Raw genomic sequence first — 15,460 nt, 5'->3', positions numbered from 1 at the left:
TAATTATAAAAATCAATACTTTTGTTTACATTTATTATTGACATATGAACAATGGATCGTATAAATTGTAAAGGAATAAGCTTACAAATGAAAATGTAAGCACTTACTTTTAGTCTTGGACACAAACTGCTGTAGGGGAAACAAGGGGCAAGGGAATAGTGAAATGGAGGGACAATCATGGAAAGTTCAGCAAAATCCGGCAGACCAGGCGCTCATCCTGTACATACAGAGAAGCAGTCGGTCAGCAGAACACGCTGGGAGCATATCCGCAAAAACAGCTTTTTGTATATTCTGCTGGCACCGGCGCTGCTTCTGACACTGCTGTTCAAGTATGTACCGATGTATGGGGCAATCATTGCCTTCAAAGATTTCAGTCCGATTCGGGGAATCATGCACAGTGACTGGGTAGGACTCAAGCATTTTGAGAAATTCCTGACCTCGCCCAATTTTGAAGTGATTTTTATGAATACGCTCAAGCTGAGTGCGTTTGGCCTGATATGCGGGTTCCCGATTCCGATCCTGCTGGCACTGATGTTGAATCAGGTTCGCCGCAAAGGAATCAAGAAAAATATCCAGCTGTTTCTGTATGCTCCCAATTTTGTATCGGTCATTGTTATTGCCGGGATGCTGTTTATTTTCCTGTCTCCTACCGGACCGATCAATCAGATCGTTAGCTGGATCAGCGGTCAGCCTTTGATGTTTATGACCGATCCCGAATACTTCCGCTGGGTATATATCTTGTCGGATATCTGGGCTACAGCCGGGTGGGCATCCATTATCTATGTAGCGGCACTGGCCAATGTAGATCCCGAGCTGCATAATGCAGCCAGTCTGGATGGAGCAAGTCTGCTGAGGAGAATCTGGCATATCGATCTGCCGACGATCAAGCCGATTATGGCTATCGTGTTTATTCTGGCAGCAGGTGGCATTATGTCGATTGGTTTTGAAAAGGCTTACCTGTTGCAGACATCGATGAATTTGCCTGCTTCAGAGATTATCGCGACTTATGTCTACAAGATTGGTCTGCAATCAGGAGATTATGCATATTCGGCAGCCGTTGGACTATTTAACTCGCTGATCAATGTGATTCTGCTGCTGGGTGTGAACTTCATTGTGAAGAAGCTCAATGATAACGAGGGATTGTACTAGATCACAGGATTTGTACAGAAAGGAAGGAAGACCATGGTTGTCAAAAACTCTCCGTTTGACCGTTTGCTGCTCATACTGAACGGGCTGTTTCTCGGGCTAGGCGTACTGATCGTTGTCATTCCGTTTGGCTATATTATCGCAGCTTCGTTTATGGACCCAACCGTGCTGCTGAATCGCGGATTTTCGTTTCAACCTGCTGATTGGAGTCTGGAAGGCTATCGCAAAATCCTGGGCAATGAAGCAATGATTCGCGGATTTTTTAATTCGGTATTGTATGCGACAGGATTTGCTGTGGTGACAGTATTGGTGTCTATCTGCGCTGGTTATGCGATGGCCGAAGATTCGCTGGTTGGCCGCAAATGGTTTATGACTTTGTTTGTGATTACGCTGTTTTTTGGTGGCGGACTGATTCCGACGTATTTGCTGGTACGGCAGCTCGATCTGCTGAATACTCCATGGGCGCTTATTATTCCGGGAGCAGTGAATGTATGGAATATTATTCTGGCCCGTACTTTTTTTAAAGGCATCTCCAAAGAACTCAAAGAAGCAGCCAATGTGGATGGTGCTTCGGAATGGACCATTTTCACCCGTATCGTGATTCCACTGTCCAAGCCGATTATGTTTGTGCTTGCCCTCTATGCGTTTGTAGGGCAATGGAATTCCTACTTTGATGCGATGATCTATCTGGATGATCCCAATCTGTTTCCGCTGCAGCTTGTCCTGCGCTCTATTCTGATCCAGAACCAGGCAGCACCAGGCATGATTGGCGACCAGCAGGCTATGGCCGAGCTAAAACGGCTGTCCGAGATGATCAAGTATTCTTCAATTGTGATCTCCAGTCTGCCGCTGATCGTAATGTATCCGTTCTTCCAGAAATATTTCGAAAAAGGCGTTATGGTCGGCTCACTCAAATAAACCCAGACTGAAATATAAGATTCGGGAGGCAATATTATGCGCAACACAAACGGTAATTCCAAAGTACGCAAAGCGGCTGTAGCATCGGCTTTATCCATTATCCTGCTGGCAGCCACAGGCTGCGGAGATGGAGGCAATGAACCGCAAAAAACAGCAGACGGCAAACCGATTCTGCATATTATGACTTCCAGTTCGCCACTGGCACCTGCCGATCCCAACGACAAGCTGGTCCTGCAGCGACTGGAGCAGAAAACCGGCGTTCATGTGGAATGGAAAAGCTATACCAGTGATGTTTTCGCAGAAAAGCGTAATCTGGCTGTCGCCAGTGGCGAGCTGCCCGATGCCATCTTCGCAGCAGAGTACAGTGACTATGATCTGCTCAAGCTGGCCAAGGATGGAGCGATTGTTCCGCTGGAAGATATGATCGACCAGTATATGCCCAATTTCAAAAAAGTGCTGACCGAACGGCCGGAATACCGCACGATGATTACCGCGCCGGATGGACATATTTATTCCTTTCCATGGATCGAGGAGCTGGGTACGGACAAAGAACGTATTCAATCGGTCGATGATATGCCATGGATCAATGTGAAATGGCTCAAAAAGCTGGGACTGTCGATGCCTACCACTACCGATGAGTTGAAGCAGGTATTGACTGCTTTTAAGACACAGGACCCGAACGGCAATGGACAGGCTGACGAGGTTCCGCTGTCCTTTATCGACAAGCCGGGTGGAGAGAACCTGACGTTTCTGTTCGCTTCCTTTGGATTGGGAGAGAATCCCGATCATACGGTCGTAACCGATGATGGCAAGGTCGTATTTACCGGCAATCAGGAAGGGTACCGGGAAGCCGTTAATTATGTGCATGATCTGTACAGCAGCGGATTGATAGATATCGAATCGTTCCAGCAGGACTGGAACACCTATCTTGCCAAAGGTAAAGATCAGCGCTATGGATTGTATTTCACCTGGGACAAAGCCAATATTACCGGTATGAATAATGATTATGAACTGATGCCACCGCTAGCGGGTCCGGATGGTGAAGTGAACGTAACCCGCAATAATGCCATGGGCTTTTTCCGGGGCAGTATGGTCGTCACCAGCAGCAACCAGCAGCTGGAACAGACAGCCAAATGGGTGGATCAGATGTATGACCCGCTACAGTCGGTGCAGAATAACTGGGGGACGTACGGTGATCCGAACCAGCAGAATATTTTTGAATATGATGAATCAAAAAAGATGCTGAAGCATCTGCCGCTTGAAGGTTCAGCGCCAGTAGAAGTGCGTCAGAAGACCAGCATCGGCGGACCGCTGGCAGTGTTGAGCGATTATTTTGGCAAATATACGACGATGCCCGATGATGCCAAATGGCGTATGGATCTGATGAAAAAAGTACTGGTACCGCATATGAAGGCCAAGCACACTTATCCAAATGTATTTTTCAGTATTGAGGAACTGGATCGTCTCTCCACGATCGAAGCCGATCTGTTCCCGTATATGCTGCGCAAGCGGACAGAATGGTATCAGAATGGACAGGCTGATCAGGAATGGGCTGCCTATCTGCAGGAGCTGGATCGTCTCGGTCTGCAAGAGTGGCTGAAGATCAGACAGGATGGGTACGACCGCAGTAAACAGCAGAGCGCTGAACATACAACAGGAGGCTAATACAATGTCACTTCAACTACAACCGGATTACCGGGGAGCTTATCATTTCTCCCCGTCTCGCAGCTGGATGAATGATCCCAATGGAATGGTCTATCTGGATGGGGAATATCATTTGTTTTTTCAGCATCATCCGCATGGCGATACTTGGGGACCGATGCACTGGGGACATGCCATCACCCGTGATCTGGTGAACTGGGAAGAACTCCCGATTGCACTGGAACCGGATGAACAGGGTACGATTTTCTCGGGCAGCGCAGTCGTGGACTGGCAGAATACGACCGGATTTTTCCCCGAGGAACCGGGGCTGGTCGCGATCTTTACCCATCATGATGAACAGCCGGATCATCCGGTACGTCAGAGCCAGAGTCTGGCATACAGTCATGACCGCGGCAGAACCTGGCACAAGTATCAGGGCAATCCGGTACTGACATGTGATTATCGTCCCGATTTTCGCGACCCCAAAGTATTCTGGCACGAATCCTCCGGACGCTGGACCATGGTGCTCGCCTGCGGACAAAGCATAGCATTATATCATTCGCCGGATCTGAAGAACTGGACCGAAAGCAGTATATTTGGCGAAGGCATAGGATGTCATGATGGAGTATGGGAGTGTCCGGATCTGTTCGAACTGCCGATCAACAATGCACCCGGGCTCAGCCGCTGGGTGATGCTCGTCAGCATTGGCGATAATGGCCAAGGAGCAGAAGGCTCGCGTACCCAATATTTTACCGGGCATTTTGATGGAGCGATATTCCTGCCGGACGAAGCATCATGGCAAGTACGCTGGCTGGACCATGGACGCGATAATTATGCTGGAGTGAGCTGGTCGGATATTCCGCAGCAGGATGGTCGCAGACTATACATCGGCTGGATGAGCAACTGGCGGTATGCCAATCATACGCCTACCGGCAGCTGGAGAGGGGCAATGACAATTGTCCGTGAACTACAATTGGAGATGACCCCTACCGGTGTACAGCTGCTGCAGTGTCCTGTTGATGAAATGGAATCCATACGCAGACCTGTTCTCCTGTTGGAACATGTGTCACTGGCTCAGGTTCAACAGGCGATAAAGGAGCTGCGGCTGGAGAGCTATGAACTGATTGTTCGAATGGACAAAGAGGTCTCCTTTGAACTTCAAGTGCGCGCCGGGACAGCGAGCTGCACACGCATTGGAGTGAATGCCGGTTCGGCGCAGTTGTATATCGACCGTACAGAATCAGGACAAAGCGATTTTCATAACGATTTTGCCAATCATCATACTGCACCACTGCAGACGATTCAGGAAGAGCGGGAACTGCGTATTCTGGTGGATGCTGCTTCGGTGGAGGTGTTTGCCGATCAGGGGCGGACGGTGATGACCGATCTTATTTTCCCGGAGCCGAATGCCGACCGGATCAGGTTGACTGCTATGGAGCAGGACATAGTAGTATGTCGTGTGGAGATATATGATCTATCCGGTTCTGTATCGTAATCCATTCATCGGGAGGAATGAAGATGCCATCCAGATTATCCAAATTAGCAGTTACCACACTGGTACTATTGTTGGCGGATATCTATATACCTGCTCGTGGTACAGCAGCAGCCCAGCCATCTATCAGCACTTTACCCCCAGGTCAGGAGGACAAGATGAATCCATCATCCGGCAAGGATAATGAAGAGACTACAGCAGACGATACAACGATTGTGTGGAACAGTAACCTGACGGGCGAGCATACACATGGTACAGCTGTCTGGGCGCTGGACGAACGTGGTATGCGAGGGAGCGCCCATGGTAATGCAGCCGGCATACGCACCTATACTGCTCCTGCCGAAGCAGAGAACATGGTGATAATGACAGATCTAATGCCGATAGATGAACAGATGCAGGCCGGTCTGTTTTTCCGTGGTACAGCGGATGGGAAGCAGGGATACATTGCTCTCTTGGTACGCGAGGATCAACGGGTTAAGGTCAGATTGCAGCAGGCTGATGGTAAGGTTATCGCGACGTCTGCACAGGATTATTACAGTGAAAATGGAACAAGGCATCGACTGGAGATTCACCTGGAGGGTGAACGTATCCGCTTATTTCTGGATGGCTATGCAGATCCGGCGATAGAAGCCGACGGAATTGCCCGCCCAGGAACAGTATCGGGAATAGCTGTACTGCAGGGCGCGGCTTCTTTTCAGGATACGTATGTACTGACTGCCGAGCAGTTCTATGGTGAAAAGTATCGGCCAGCCTATCATTACTCTGCTCTGCGCGGCTGGGCGAGCGATCCGAACGGAATGATTTATTACAAAGGAGAATATCATCTGTTCCATCAGGATGGTGGACGATGGGCACACGCAGTCAGCGAAGATCTGCTGCACTGGAAAAACCTCCCCTTTGCACTGGAATGGAACAAATGGGGACATGTCTGGTCGGGATCGGCGATTGCTGATGATCATAATGTATCCGGTCTGTTTGACGAGTCGCCGGAAAAGGGTGGATTGATTGCTTATTATACTTCCTACACGCCTGAGCGTCCCAATGGCAATCAGAAAATCGGGATTGCCTACAGCATGGATCGGGGTCGAACATGGCATTATCCCGAAGAGCATTCCATCGTAATCCAGAATCCCGGACAGACCGCCGATAATCCAGGCAGCTGGGATTTCCGTGATCCCAAGATCGTACGGGATGAAGAGCGGAATCGCTGGGTTATGGTCGTATCGGGAGGTGATCATGTACGACTGTTCACTTCAACCAATCTGCTGGACTGGACACTGACCGATAATTTTGGATATGGCGATTATATTCGCGGCGGAGTATGGGAGTGCCCCGATCTATTCAAACTGCCGGTACAAGGAACAAATCAGAGTAAATGGGTACTGATGATCAGCACCGGCGCCCATCCGAATACCGGGGGCTCGAATGCCGAATATTTCGTCGGACAGCTGAGCGACGAAGGCCGTTTTGTCAATGATAATCCGCCGGGATTGGTACTCCAGACCGATTGGGGCAAAGAGTTCTATGCTTCCATGACGTTTGCAGGACTCTCTGATCGGCGCATTGCGATGGCATGGATGACCAATTGGGATTATGCATTTGATCTTCCGACCCAAGACTGGAAAGGGATATTGAGTGCTCCAAGAGAGTTGTCGCTTGTCTCCACCACATCGGGTGTTCGACTCGTACAGGCTCCGGTACAGGAGCTGAATACACTACGTACTCCACTGCGCAGTGTCCGCGCTGTCAAGGTAGATCATTCTTCTGCCAATATACTCAAAGGTCTATCTGCCGGCAGTTATGAGATTGAAGCCGAGCTGGAATTGCCTGCACAGCAGCCCGCAGCCCATTTTGGTTTCCAGCTGCGAACCAATCGTAGCGGCAGTCAGTTTACTGATGTAGGTTATCAGGTGGATACCGGTCAATTGTATATCGATCGTACTGCTTCAGGGATAACGGATTTCTCCGACAAGTTCAGTACCCGGCAGACTGCTGATGTACAGCCGGAGAACCGGCGGATCCGGCTGCGAATTCTGGTGGATGAGTCTACGGTCGAGATTTTCGCAAATGGCGGCCAGCGTGTATTCTCGAGTGTGATTTTCCCGGATCAGGGAAGTCAGGGCATGTCTTTTTATGTAAATGGCGGCCAGGTCAATCTGGTCTCGATGGACGTGTACCAGCTGAACAGCGTGTGGAAATAATCACTACTTTACGGCTTACAGGTTCAATCTTATCTATCTGCTCAGGAAGACTGACAGGATTGTTTCTCATAAAAGCTGCTGCGGTACAGGGAAGGACTGATACCAAAATGGCGGGTGAATTTGCAGGTGAAATAGGTCTGCGAATTAAATCCCACTTCATAGGCAATTTCGCCGATATAACGGGTAGTAAAACAAAGCAGATGTTTGGCCTGCTCCAGTCTTAGCCGCAGTACCGTATCCATAATAGTCTCGCCGGTCTGTTCCTTGTACAAGTGGGACAGATGTGATGGAGACAGACATACATGCTGAGCCAGATGTTCAATACGAATATCGTTTGTATAGTGGAGATACAGGTATTGAAGGACTTCATCAATGCGCGGATCGGCAGGATAAGTATCCGGACGTGCACCGGCAGCGAGCAGCAGCAGCAGTTCACTTAGCAAATGATAGGAAAGTTTGCGGTAATACGTATTATGCGATGAAGCTGCATATTCCCGCATACGCTCCAGAATATACGCGATTTGCTGGCATAAGGAACAGTCTTCCAGCCACAGTGGTTGTTCCGGTAGTCCGGTCTGCAGCTTATGCAGCAGCAGTGTCCACTGGGAATGGGCAGTAAATTGACAACAAACCTCTGTCAGCGGAAGCAGATGTAAATATAATGCGATTTTGCCGGGAGGGAGCAGATAGATCTGGGCTGTTGGACCATCCAGGGTTTCGTTATTCTCGGCTGCATACAGCAGGGTCCATTTATGCGGATGCAGACTGGAACAGGCAGGGAAGCTGAGATCAATATCATGTTCAATCATGAATTCAGTATTCATCAAAGGCCTCCTTTTCATCAGGTAAATACGTGAAGTGATCTAATACGATAATAATGTAAGCGCTTTATTAATAGAATAATCAAACTGTCTATCGCCGACAAGGGAGAAAAGACGCAGTAGCATATAAAAAAAGCGCAATCCTACTTTGCAGAGGATTGCGCTTTTTTTGGTATTTCCATTTGGATCGTTAATAAAACCGCTGTCTGAGCCAGTTACCAGGCAGCTTTGACGTTTATCCGGGCAGATGCAACCATTTCGGAAGGCTTGGGCGGAATGACCAGATAAATCTCCTCGGCAGTTTCCTGAATCGTCTTCAGCTGTACGTTCTCCGGAAGCGTAATTCCCATTACATCGTACAATGCCTTTTTGGGATCGCTTTTGAGCAATTCCATAAAGTTTGGATCTTCCCATGCTTTTTGAATGACCTGCGAGTGTAAAAGGGCTTGGCTGGACATGACCATCAATCCTTTCGCAAAATGGTTATATTTTCCTATTAGTCTAGCACGGCATACTGGAAAAATCTATAACAATTTAGGGGGATTGACGTAGTAAAAAAGGCTTCCTTGTTGAAGCAGCATATTACGGCTTGCTTCTATAGCAGCAGCGAGCTGATCAAGCTGCTGTACCAGTTCCTCACAGAATTGCAGCAGATCCATATTGTCTGCTGGACGAGCCGGTTGCGAATAGTACTGCTCATGAGCGATATTGGCGTAGTGGCGCAGAATATTCCGGTCGTAAATATAATGGCGTACTGTCTGTTCATCAAGTATGTAAAAGGCTTCAGGTGGGTGGTCGGCAGCAGGCACGGCTTCTTCATGAATAAGGGACAGCAGGCAATTATAATTGTGCAGACGCAGATCTTCCTGCCAATCCGCCGCATCATCATTCATTTGCAGCAGCAGCAATGCCAGATCCAGCTGCTGTAAAATACCGGGCACGAGGGCAGGAAGTCCTGCTTCCAGCAGCATGACGACAGCAGACAGCCGGAGTGGACTGGCTCTGCCGGTGATTAGAGGAAGATGATCCATAAAATGACCCGGGTGCTGTTCATGTTGAACAGCGCGTGCCCAGTCGTAAGTATACTGACGGCGATACAACCAGTATTCCGGCCGGTGTCCGGCAATTCTGGAAAGAATACCGGTGTATTCCGAATGCAGCAGCTCACTCAGCGGAAGGAGGCGCCGCAGATTCTGTATTAATGCAGCCCCATTATCTTCGGTAGCTGTCGCGGAAGCATCCATCAGGTCATCATGGATAAAGTAATGCAGCATACCCATAATATTGCCAGCGGCGATACTTTGGGCAATCTGCTGCAGATGTTCCTTCTGTTCAGGCGCCAGATGAAGGCTACTCATGCGCTCCAGCCAAAAGGGAAGCAGATAGCAAATATAGTTATGTATGCCATCTTTCACCCGAATATCGAATCCCTTCAGATAATTCAGCCCTTCATGATTCAGCGGAGCCGGAAATTGTCGTATACGCTGAGCCGCTTCCTCAAATGCTGCATGCATATGCCTGTCGAAGTCATTCAGCCAGTGCATATCTTCACGCTCCCTCAGGATTTTATCTCCATTATAACTATCCAGTTATTGTATGACTAATAAAAATAATGGCTATTGAATCCAAGTCTCCAAATCGGTGTAATCCAGTAATATCACTGGTTTTTTGATGCTCTATGCCTGATGATAAATAAGATTATATCCTGTCTGCATTATTTTTTTTGAATAGGTGTGATATAAAAATCCAAACCCGTGCGTCTTTCTTATAGCTGCAGCGGAAAGGAGCATGCAATACATGAACACCCCGGAACCGGAACAGTTCAAACAGATATTTTATGAGCATTACCCGACCGTTAAACGAAAATTAACTGCGCTTTTGCGCGATCAGGCTATTGCAGATGATCTGGCACAGGAGGTGTTCCTCCGTTTGTATCGTAATCCTCCCGATAATCCGGAGGCCATCGGTGCCTGGCTGCATCGTGTACTGACACGAATCGCCTATGACTATATGGATAAAAAAGCGCGTGAGCGCCGGCTGCAAGAAAAGCAGGAACAGTATTATGATCTGGAAGGTCATTCTCCACCGACGGGAGAGGAGATCATGATTCAACAGCTGGAGCAGGATGAAGTCCATCTGCTGCTCGACCAGCTGCCACCGCGTGACCGTCAAGCGCTGCTGATGAGGTATTCGGGATACAGTTATGCCGAGATTGCCGAGCAGCTTCAGCTAAGGCCGCCGCTGGTAGGGACCCTGCTGCACCGGGCCACCAATAAATTAAGAAAAAAGATGCTAAAATCCACCTGAATGACCGCAAAGGTAAACAGGTGAGTAAACACCTTGCAGCATACAAGGCGTAGAACCGAGAGCTTGAAGTCAAAGGAGGACGTTACACGTGACAAGACATCCGCTGGATCATCCCGATCAACGGGAATACCCACAGGCAAACCATACAGCAGAAGAGCATGATCAGGATGCCGAACGGCATGCTACAGATCAGGCATGGCAGAATATGCAGGCTCTTCTCACAAAAGAAATCCCACATCCCAATTGGGAAAAGTGGTCTAACCCTTCGTTCAAATCCAAGCCTGACAAGGCATCTGCAAATTTATCCAATCCGAGAGGAATGAATACAATCATGAATCCAATAAAACCAAATGATCAACAGGAACCTCAGCGTCAGGAATCCCCTGCTACCAAGTCATCTGCACGCCGCAACAAAATGAATCCGGTTCGCCGCAGATGGGTGACAGGTATCACTGCCTGCGTGGTCGCTGGTGTAGTCATTACCACACCATTTGGCAATAATGCATTAGCTGCACTACTTGGTCAGTTCCGTATGCAGGAAATTACCACTGTGAACGACAATGATTTGGACCAAATGTTCGATCATTACAAGGAAAGCGGTATGACTGACGAAAATATGAACCGTTTTGGAACATTTACCGATACGACCGGCAAGGTGGAGGGATTATACTATCCAAAGAAAGCAGCGGAGATGCTGGGTTACACCGACCTGAGCAAAATGATAACGGAAAAAGATCTTAGAGTAGGCGTCCATCCCTCCCGCACCAGTACGGTACGTATGAACATTGATGAAGTCAATAAAGCGATCCAGCAGCTGGGTGGAGATACACTTCTTCCCGAATCGATGAACCAGAAGCCGATTAGCATCAAGATACCGGAAAGTATTACTTATCCATTATCACCCGAGGATTCATCTACTGATGAGAACACCGGCTTGCTGACGCAGATGGGTCTGCCAAGTGTAGAATTTGATCCGTCAATCAATACGGAAGAAGCGTTCAATGCAATTATGAATCTGCCTTTCCTACCGGAAAGTGTGAAAACCATGCTGCAAAAGGAAAAAGTACTGAAAGGCGAACTTCCTCTGCCGGTGATCTCCAATGCTCGGATCGAAAAGGTTACGATTGGTGGTATACCTGTTATTATCGGGACCCAAAATTATGAAAATCAAGACGGAGACAACGTTACAAAATATACGAATTACACTGCTTATTGGCTCAAGGATAATCAATTATTCATGCTGGATGGAGATATATTTTATAGCCGTGAAGCGCTGATCAAGAAAGCGGAAGAGCTGATAAAACTATGACAGTTACAGCAATCGATATTCAAAATCTAACTAAGGAATACAGTAATGGCAAGGGTTGCCGTAATGTAACGATTACTGTTGGAGAAGGGGAAGCCTTTGGCTTCCTCGGCCCCAATGGTGCCGGCAAAAGCACCCTTGTTAAAATGCTCGTTGGACTGATCCACCCGACAGATGGTGAAGCACGTTTGTTTGGTGACCCTATAGGCTCGCTGGCAGCAAGGCAGCATATTGGCTATCTGCCCGAATTGTATCGTTATCAGGAATGGCTGACTGGCCAGGAAGTTATTCAGCTTCATGGACGGCTGTGCGGCATGAGCAAGCAAGAAGCGGATGCACGCATCCCGATGCTGCTGGAGCGGGTAGGACTGGGGAGCCGTGGCAAGGACAGGGTCAAACATTATTCCAAAGGAATGCAGCAGCGTCTGGGCCTCGCCTGTGCGCTAGTAAATGATCCTCCGATACTATTTCTGGATGAACCTTCTTCGGCACTTGATCCGGTAGGCCGGATGGATGTACGTCGTCTGCTGCAAGAGCTCAAGCAGGAAGGCAAGACGATCTTTCTGAACTCTCATCTGCTGGAAGAAGTCGAGACAATCTGCGACCGAATCGCCCTGCTCAATAATGGTGTTATTTTACGGCATGGACAGGTGCATGAAGTACTTTACGCACAGACTCGCTGGCACTTCAAAGTCGGCGGATTCACGCCGGATATTATGCCCTGGCTGACAGAGACCAGTGGTATTCCGCTGCAGATTCTGCAGTCCGGTCATCCTGGTACAGGAGCAGTTACTGCTTCAGATTCCCTGCAGGATACCGTCTGGCTGGGAGCTGTGATCGATAACGAAGAGCAGGTAGGATTTATCAATACACTTATCGTCAATCAGGGGATGACCCTTTATCAGGTAGAGCCTGTCCGGGAACGATTGGAAGAATGGTTTATGGAAGCTGTATCGGGGCTCAGTCACAGGGGGGAACACGAATGACAGCTGTAATTGGAATGACATGGAAAGAACTACTGCGCAAAAAAGTTCTATTAATGACGGTACTGATGACTGTTTTGTTTTTGATTGTATTCTGGTTTATTGCACGGACGATTGGAGCTTCAGAGATAAGCAACTCCTCCCCTTCGGCCCAGCTGGTAGAACAGTATGCCCATGGAGCTGCCTTGCTCACACTCGGTTTTTTCTTTGGCAGTTTTATTCTGGCTTTTCTGGTGATTTTTAGTTCGTTTTCTTCGATTTCGGGAGAAGCGGAGACCGGAATCATGCAGTCGATGCTGACCCGACCGATTCCACGCTGGCAATGGTACCTGGGCAGATGGTTGGGTTATACGCTGTTTGGGATTCTGTATGCGCTGATCCTCTATATCTGCGTTATCGTTATTGCCGATATTCATGCTAGTATACCGAGAAATATAGCAGTACATACCCAGTCTTATTTGCTGTTTGCGTTGACTGTACCTATACTTGTCACGCTCAGTCTGCTGGGTTCTACCAGCTTTTCGGCAATTGGCAATGGAGTATTTATGACCATGTTATATGGAGCAGGCTGGCTGGGCGGTATGGTAGAGAAAGTCACTTCTAGTATGCAAATGGAGCCACAGGTACTGAAGACGCTGTATAATATTACTGGTCTGATCTCGCTGATTATGCCGGTGGATGCGATTCAGCGCAAAATGCTGGCTCTGCTCCTGGGTCTGCAGGAACTGGCGGGTATGCTGGATATGAGCGGATCGATGACCGCCGGCTTTGGATTGGGACAGATTCCCTCGGCCTCTTTCATTGTGTATGCTGCGATTTATATGCTTCTATTATTGGCATGGGGAATCCGCCGCTTTTATAAAAGAGACTTTTGATATTTTCAAAAAGACACTGCAGCTGTACAGACAATTCTGTAGCGCAGTGTTTTTTATTTGCTTTTGCACGAGTATCTCTGGTTCCGTATGCAAGAGAAGCAGAGTCAAAAAAACGAAAATATATGGTACACTGGCAGAAGCACTGATTTGGCCTTGCTGGCCGGGTTATCAGGCATACGAGACGTATGGACAACATCACGAAGAGAGGAAGATCATCATGATCCATGAATTTATACTGGATGCCGACTGGAAAGGCGGGCGCAACAGTGAAGGTACCATTTCCACCGGTAATCTGAATACGGTTATCTCGATTCCGCAACCTATGGGCGGTCCGGGTACAGGTACCAATCCGGATGAGATGCTGCTTGGCGCAGCAGCGACCTGTTATATCATCACACTGGCGGCGATGCTGGAACGTTCGAATATTGATATAGATCGTCTGACGATGCGTTCCGAAGGTCATGTCGATGTAACCAACAACATATTCACCTATCAGCAGATTATTCATCGTCCGCAGATCGTACTGGCTGCAGGCGCCGGTGAACGTGAACAGGAAAAGGCACTGATGCTGGCTCACAAAGCGGAGCAATCCTGCATGATCTCGCGCGCAGTGGCCGGTAATGTGCAGCTGTCGACCGTACCGGATATCCAGATTGCCGAAGAACTCTAAGAGCTCGGGAAAATGTGTACGCCCTATCGCTTAATCTACTATTACAGAAAGAAGGTATTTGACCATGACTACCCAATTACCCGTATCACCTATCGTAGCTGCACTTGGACTGAAGCCACATGAAGAAGGCGGATGGTACAAGGAAATGTGGAAAGCTTCCTTTGAGATTCCGCAATCCATTTTACCTGAGCAATATTCGGGTCCACGCTTCTCAGCAACATCGATTTATTTTCTACTGCATGCGGATGAAACGTCCGACTGGCATGTAGTGCATTCGGATGAACTGTGGCTGATTCATTCCGGCAGCCCGCTGGAGCTGACGCTTGGCGGCAGTGGCGAGCATCCGGAAGAAGGCGAGAAGTTCATCCTTGGTTTGGATCTGGAAGCAGGTCAGCTGCCTCAGGTGCTGATTCCAGCTGGAGTATGGCAGATGGCGCGTCCATTGGGAGATGAGCCGGTATTTGTATCCTGTGTAGTAGCACCGGGCTTCCACTACGATGATTTCAAACTGATCGAACGTTAAGCAGTACGATTTTGTATTCCGATCCGGAATCGCTGCACAGTGAGGTGCGAAGATGAACTGGTATACGCTTGGACAGATGCTATCTGCTATCCGTCTTGGTCAAAAAGCCCGCACGATGGATGGCATTCGCATAGTCATACGGACAACAGATGGGCTGCTCTGGGCTGAAGGCCGTTTATCCGGTCAGCGTGTGAGTATGCAGGATCATCTATTCACCGATCTGTGGACCATCTACGAAGATGAGGATACGGTATCTTGGCTGCCACAGCGTGACTCCTATGAGCAGCGCGAGCGCGAGATGCTGGAGAACCAGTATCTGGAGTGGCGTGCGGAACGCAGAATGGAATAGACGGATGATAGACGGCGGCTTGCATAGGCAGGTGCGCTATCATTTTGAAAATGGATCCAGTTGCCGATTATGATGTGATTTATACGTTAGACCCTGAGCTGCCTGGAAGCGGCATCAGGGTCTTTTTGTTGTTGGATTTATTTAACCAGCTTTAGTACAATAAATATTAGGTAACTTTTCCATAAATTAATAGTATTGTTTATAGACTAAACTGTACCCTACAAGATG

Annotated in this window: 15 protein-coding genes; 12 read left to right on the top strand and 3 right to left on the bottom strand. The window is 48.4% G+C overall.

Annotation, left to right across the window (positions count from 1 at the left end; translation table 11 throughout):
* Positions 1 to 177: 177 nt before the first annotated feature.
* The 5 genes from H065_RS0102960 to H065_RS25040 are packed head-to-tail and all read left to right on the top strand — an operon-like array spanning position 178 to position 7,398.
* Positions 178 to 1,149: an ABC transporter permease gene (locus H065_RS0102960; protein ID WP_017811524.1), complete on the top strand. Its 972-nt coding sequence runs from the start codon at positions 178 to 180 to the stop codon at positions 1,147 to 1,149.
* Positions 1,150 to 1,182: 33 nt separating this feature from the next.
* The gene (locus H065_RS0102955) at positions 1,183 to 2,064 is read left to right on the top strand and encodes a carbohydrate ABC transporter permease (RefSeq protein WP_017811523.1); all 882 of its coding nucleotides are present in this window, start codon (positions 1,183 to 1,185) and stop codon (positions 2,062 to 2,064) included.
* Positions 2,065 to 2,100: 36 nt separating this feature from the next.
* Positions 2,101 to 3,729, top strand: a complete 1,629-nt coding sequence (locus H065_RS0102950; RefSeq protein WP_017811522.1) for an extracellular solute-binding protein — start codon at positions 2,101 to 2,103, stop codon at positions 3,727 to 3,729.
* 4 nt (positions 3,730 to 3,733) lie between these two features.
* A complete protein-coding gene (locus H065_RS0102945; RefSeq protein WP_017811521.1) occupies positions 3,734 to 5,200 on the top strand; it encodes a glycoside hydrolase family 32 protein in 1,467 nt (488 codons plus the stop codon).
* Between the two features lie 23 nt (positions 5,201 to 5,223).
* On the top strand, positions 5,224 to 7,398 hold the full coding sequence (locus tag H065_RS25040) for a glycoside hydrolase family 32 protein (protein WP_017811520.1): 2,175 nt from the start codon (positions 5,224 to 5,226) through the stop codon (positions 7,396 to 7,398).
* A gap of 41 nt (positions 7,399 to 7,439) precedes the next feature.
* Here H065_RS25040 and H065_RS26795 read toward each other — a convergent pair whose 3' ends face one another.
* The 3 genes from H065_RS26795 to H065_RS0102925 form a co-directional block, all read right to left on the bottom strand.
* A complete protein-coding gene (locus H065_RS26795; RefSeq protein WP_017811519.1) occupies positions 7,440 to 8,222 on the bottom strand; it encodes a helix-turn-helix domain-containing protein in 783 nt (260 codons plus the stop codon).
* A 212-nt stretch (positions 8,223 to 8,434) separates the two neighbouring features.
* Positions 8,435 to 8,677, bottom strand: a complete 243-nt coding sequence (locus H065_RS0102930; protein WP_017811518.1) for an NHLP leader peptide family RiPP precursor — start codon at positions 8,675 to 8,677, stop codon at positions 8,435 to 8,437.
* A 66-nt stretch (positions 8,678 to 8,743) separates the two neighbouring features.
* Entirely contained in the window at positions 8,744 to 9,763 is a 1,020-nt protein-coding gene (locus H065_RS0102925; RefSeq protein WP_017811517.1) for a hypothetical protein, read from the bottom strand.
* Between the two features lie 253 nt (positions 9,764 to 10,016).
* On the opposite strand from H065_RS0102925, the gene H065_RS0102920 reads away from it, so the two are divergent.
* From H065_RS0102920 to H065_RS0102890, 7 genes are all read left to right on the top strand, one after another.
* On the top strand, positions 10,017 to 10,526 hold the full coding sequence (locus H065_RS0102920; RefSeq protein WP_017811516.1) for a sigma-70 family RNA polymerase sigma factor: 510 nt from the start codon (positions 10,017 to 10,019) through the stop codon (positions 10,524 to 10,526).
* An 88-nt stretch (positions 10,527 to 10,614) separates the two neighbouring features.
* Positions 10,615 to 11,835 carry a hypothetical protein gene (locus H065_RS0102915; RefSeq protein WP_017811515.1) on the top strand — a complete coding sequence of 407 codons (1,221 nt, stop codon included), beginning with the start codon at positions 10,615 to 10,617 and terminating at the stop codon, positions 11,833 to 11,835.
* Complete coding sequence (locus H065_RS0102910) at positions 11,832 to 12,818, top strand: ABC transporter ATP-binding protein (protein ID WP_017811514.1); 987 nt, start codon at positions 11,832 to 11,834, stop codon at positions 12,816 to 12,818. Before H065_RS0102915 ends, H065_RS0102910 begins: the two co-directional genes overlap by 4 nt.
* A complete protein-coding gene (locus H065_RS0102905) occupies positions 12,815 to 13,690 on the top strand; it encodes an ABC transporter permease subunit (RefSeq protein WP_017811513.1) in 876 nt (291 codons plus the stop codon). Before H065_RS0102910 ends, H065_RS0102905 begins: the two co-directional genes overlap by 4 nt.
* A 217-nt stretch (positions 13,691 to 13,907) precedes the next feature.
* Positions 13,908 to 14,360, top strand: coding sequence for an OsmC family protein (locus H065_RS0102900; protein ID WP_017811512.1), 453 nt, complete (start codon positions 13,908 to 13,910; stop codon positions 14,358 to 14,360).
* 64 nt (positions 14,361 to 14,424) lie between these two features.
* Positions 14,425 to 14,883, top strand: coding sequence for a cupin domain-containing protein (locus tag H065_RS0102895; RefSeq protein ID WP_017811511.1), 459 nt, complete (start codon positions 14,425 to 14,427; stop codon positions 14,881 to 14,883).
* Positions 14,884 to 14,935: 52 nt separating this feature from the next.
* Positions 14,936 to 15,232: a hypothetical protein gene (locus H065_RS0102890; protein ID WP_017811510.1), complete on the top strand. Its 297-nt coding sequence runs from the start codon at positions 14,936 to 14,938 to the stop codon at positions 15,230 to 15,232.
* The last annotated feature ends 228 nt before the right edge of the window (positions 15,233 to 15,460 follow it).

Source organism: Paenibacillus shenyangensis (assembly GCF_000346635.1).
In the GTDB taxonomy this organism is placed as follows: domain Bacteria; phylum Bacillota; class Bacilli; order Paenibacillales; family Paenibacillaceae; genus Saccharibacillus; species Saccharibacillus dauci.
Note: the sequence above shows the minus strand (reverse complement) of the source record. Positions and strands in the feature narration are given on the sequence as shown.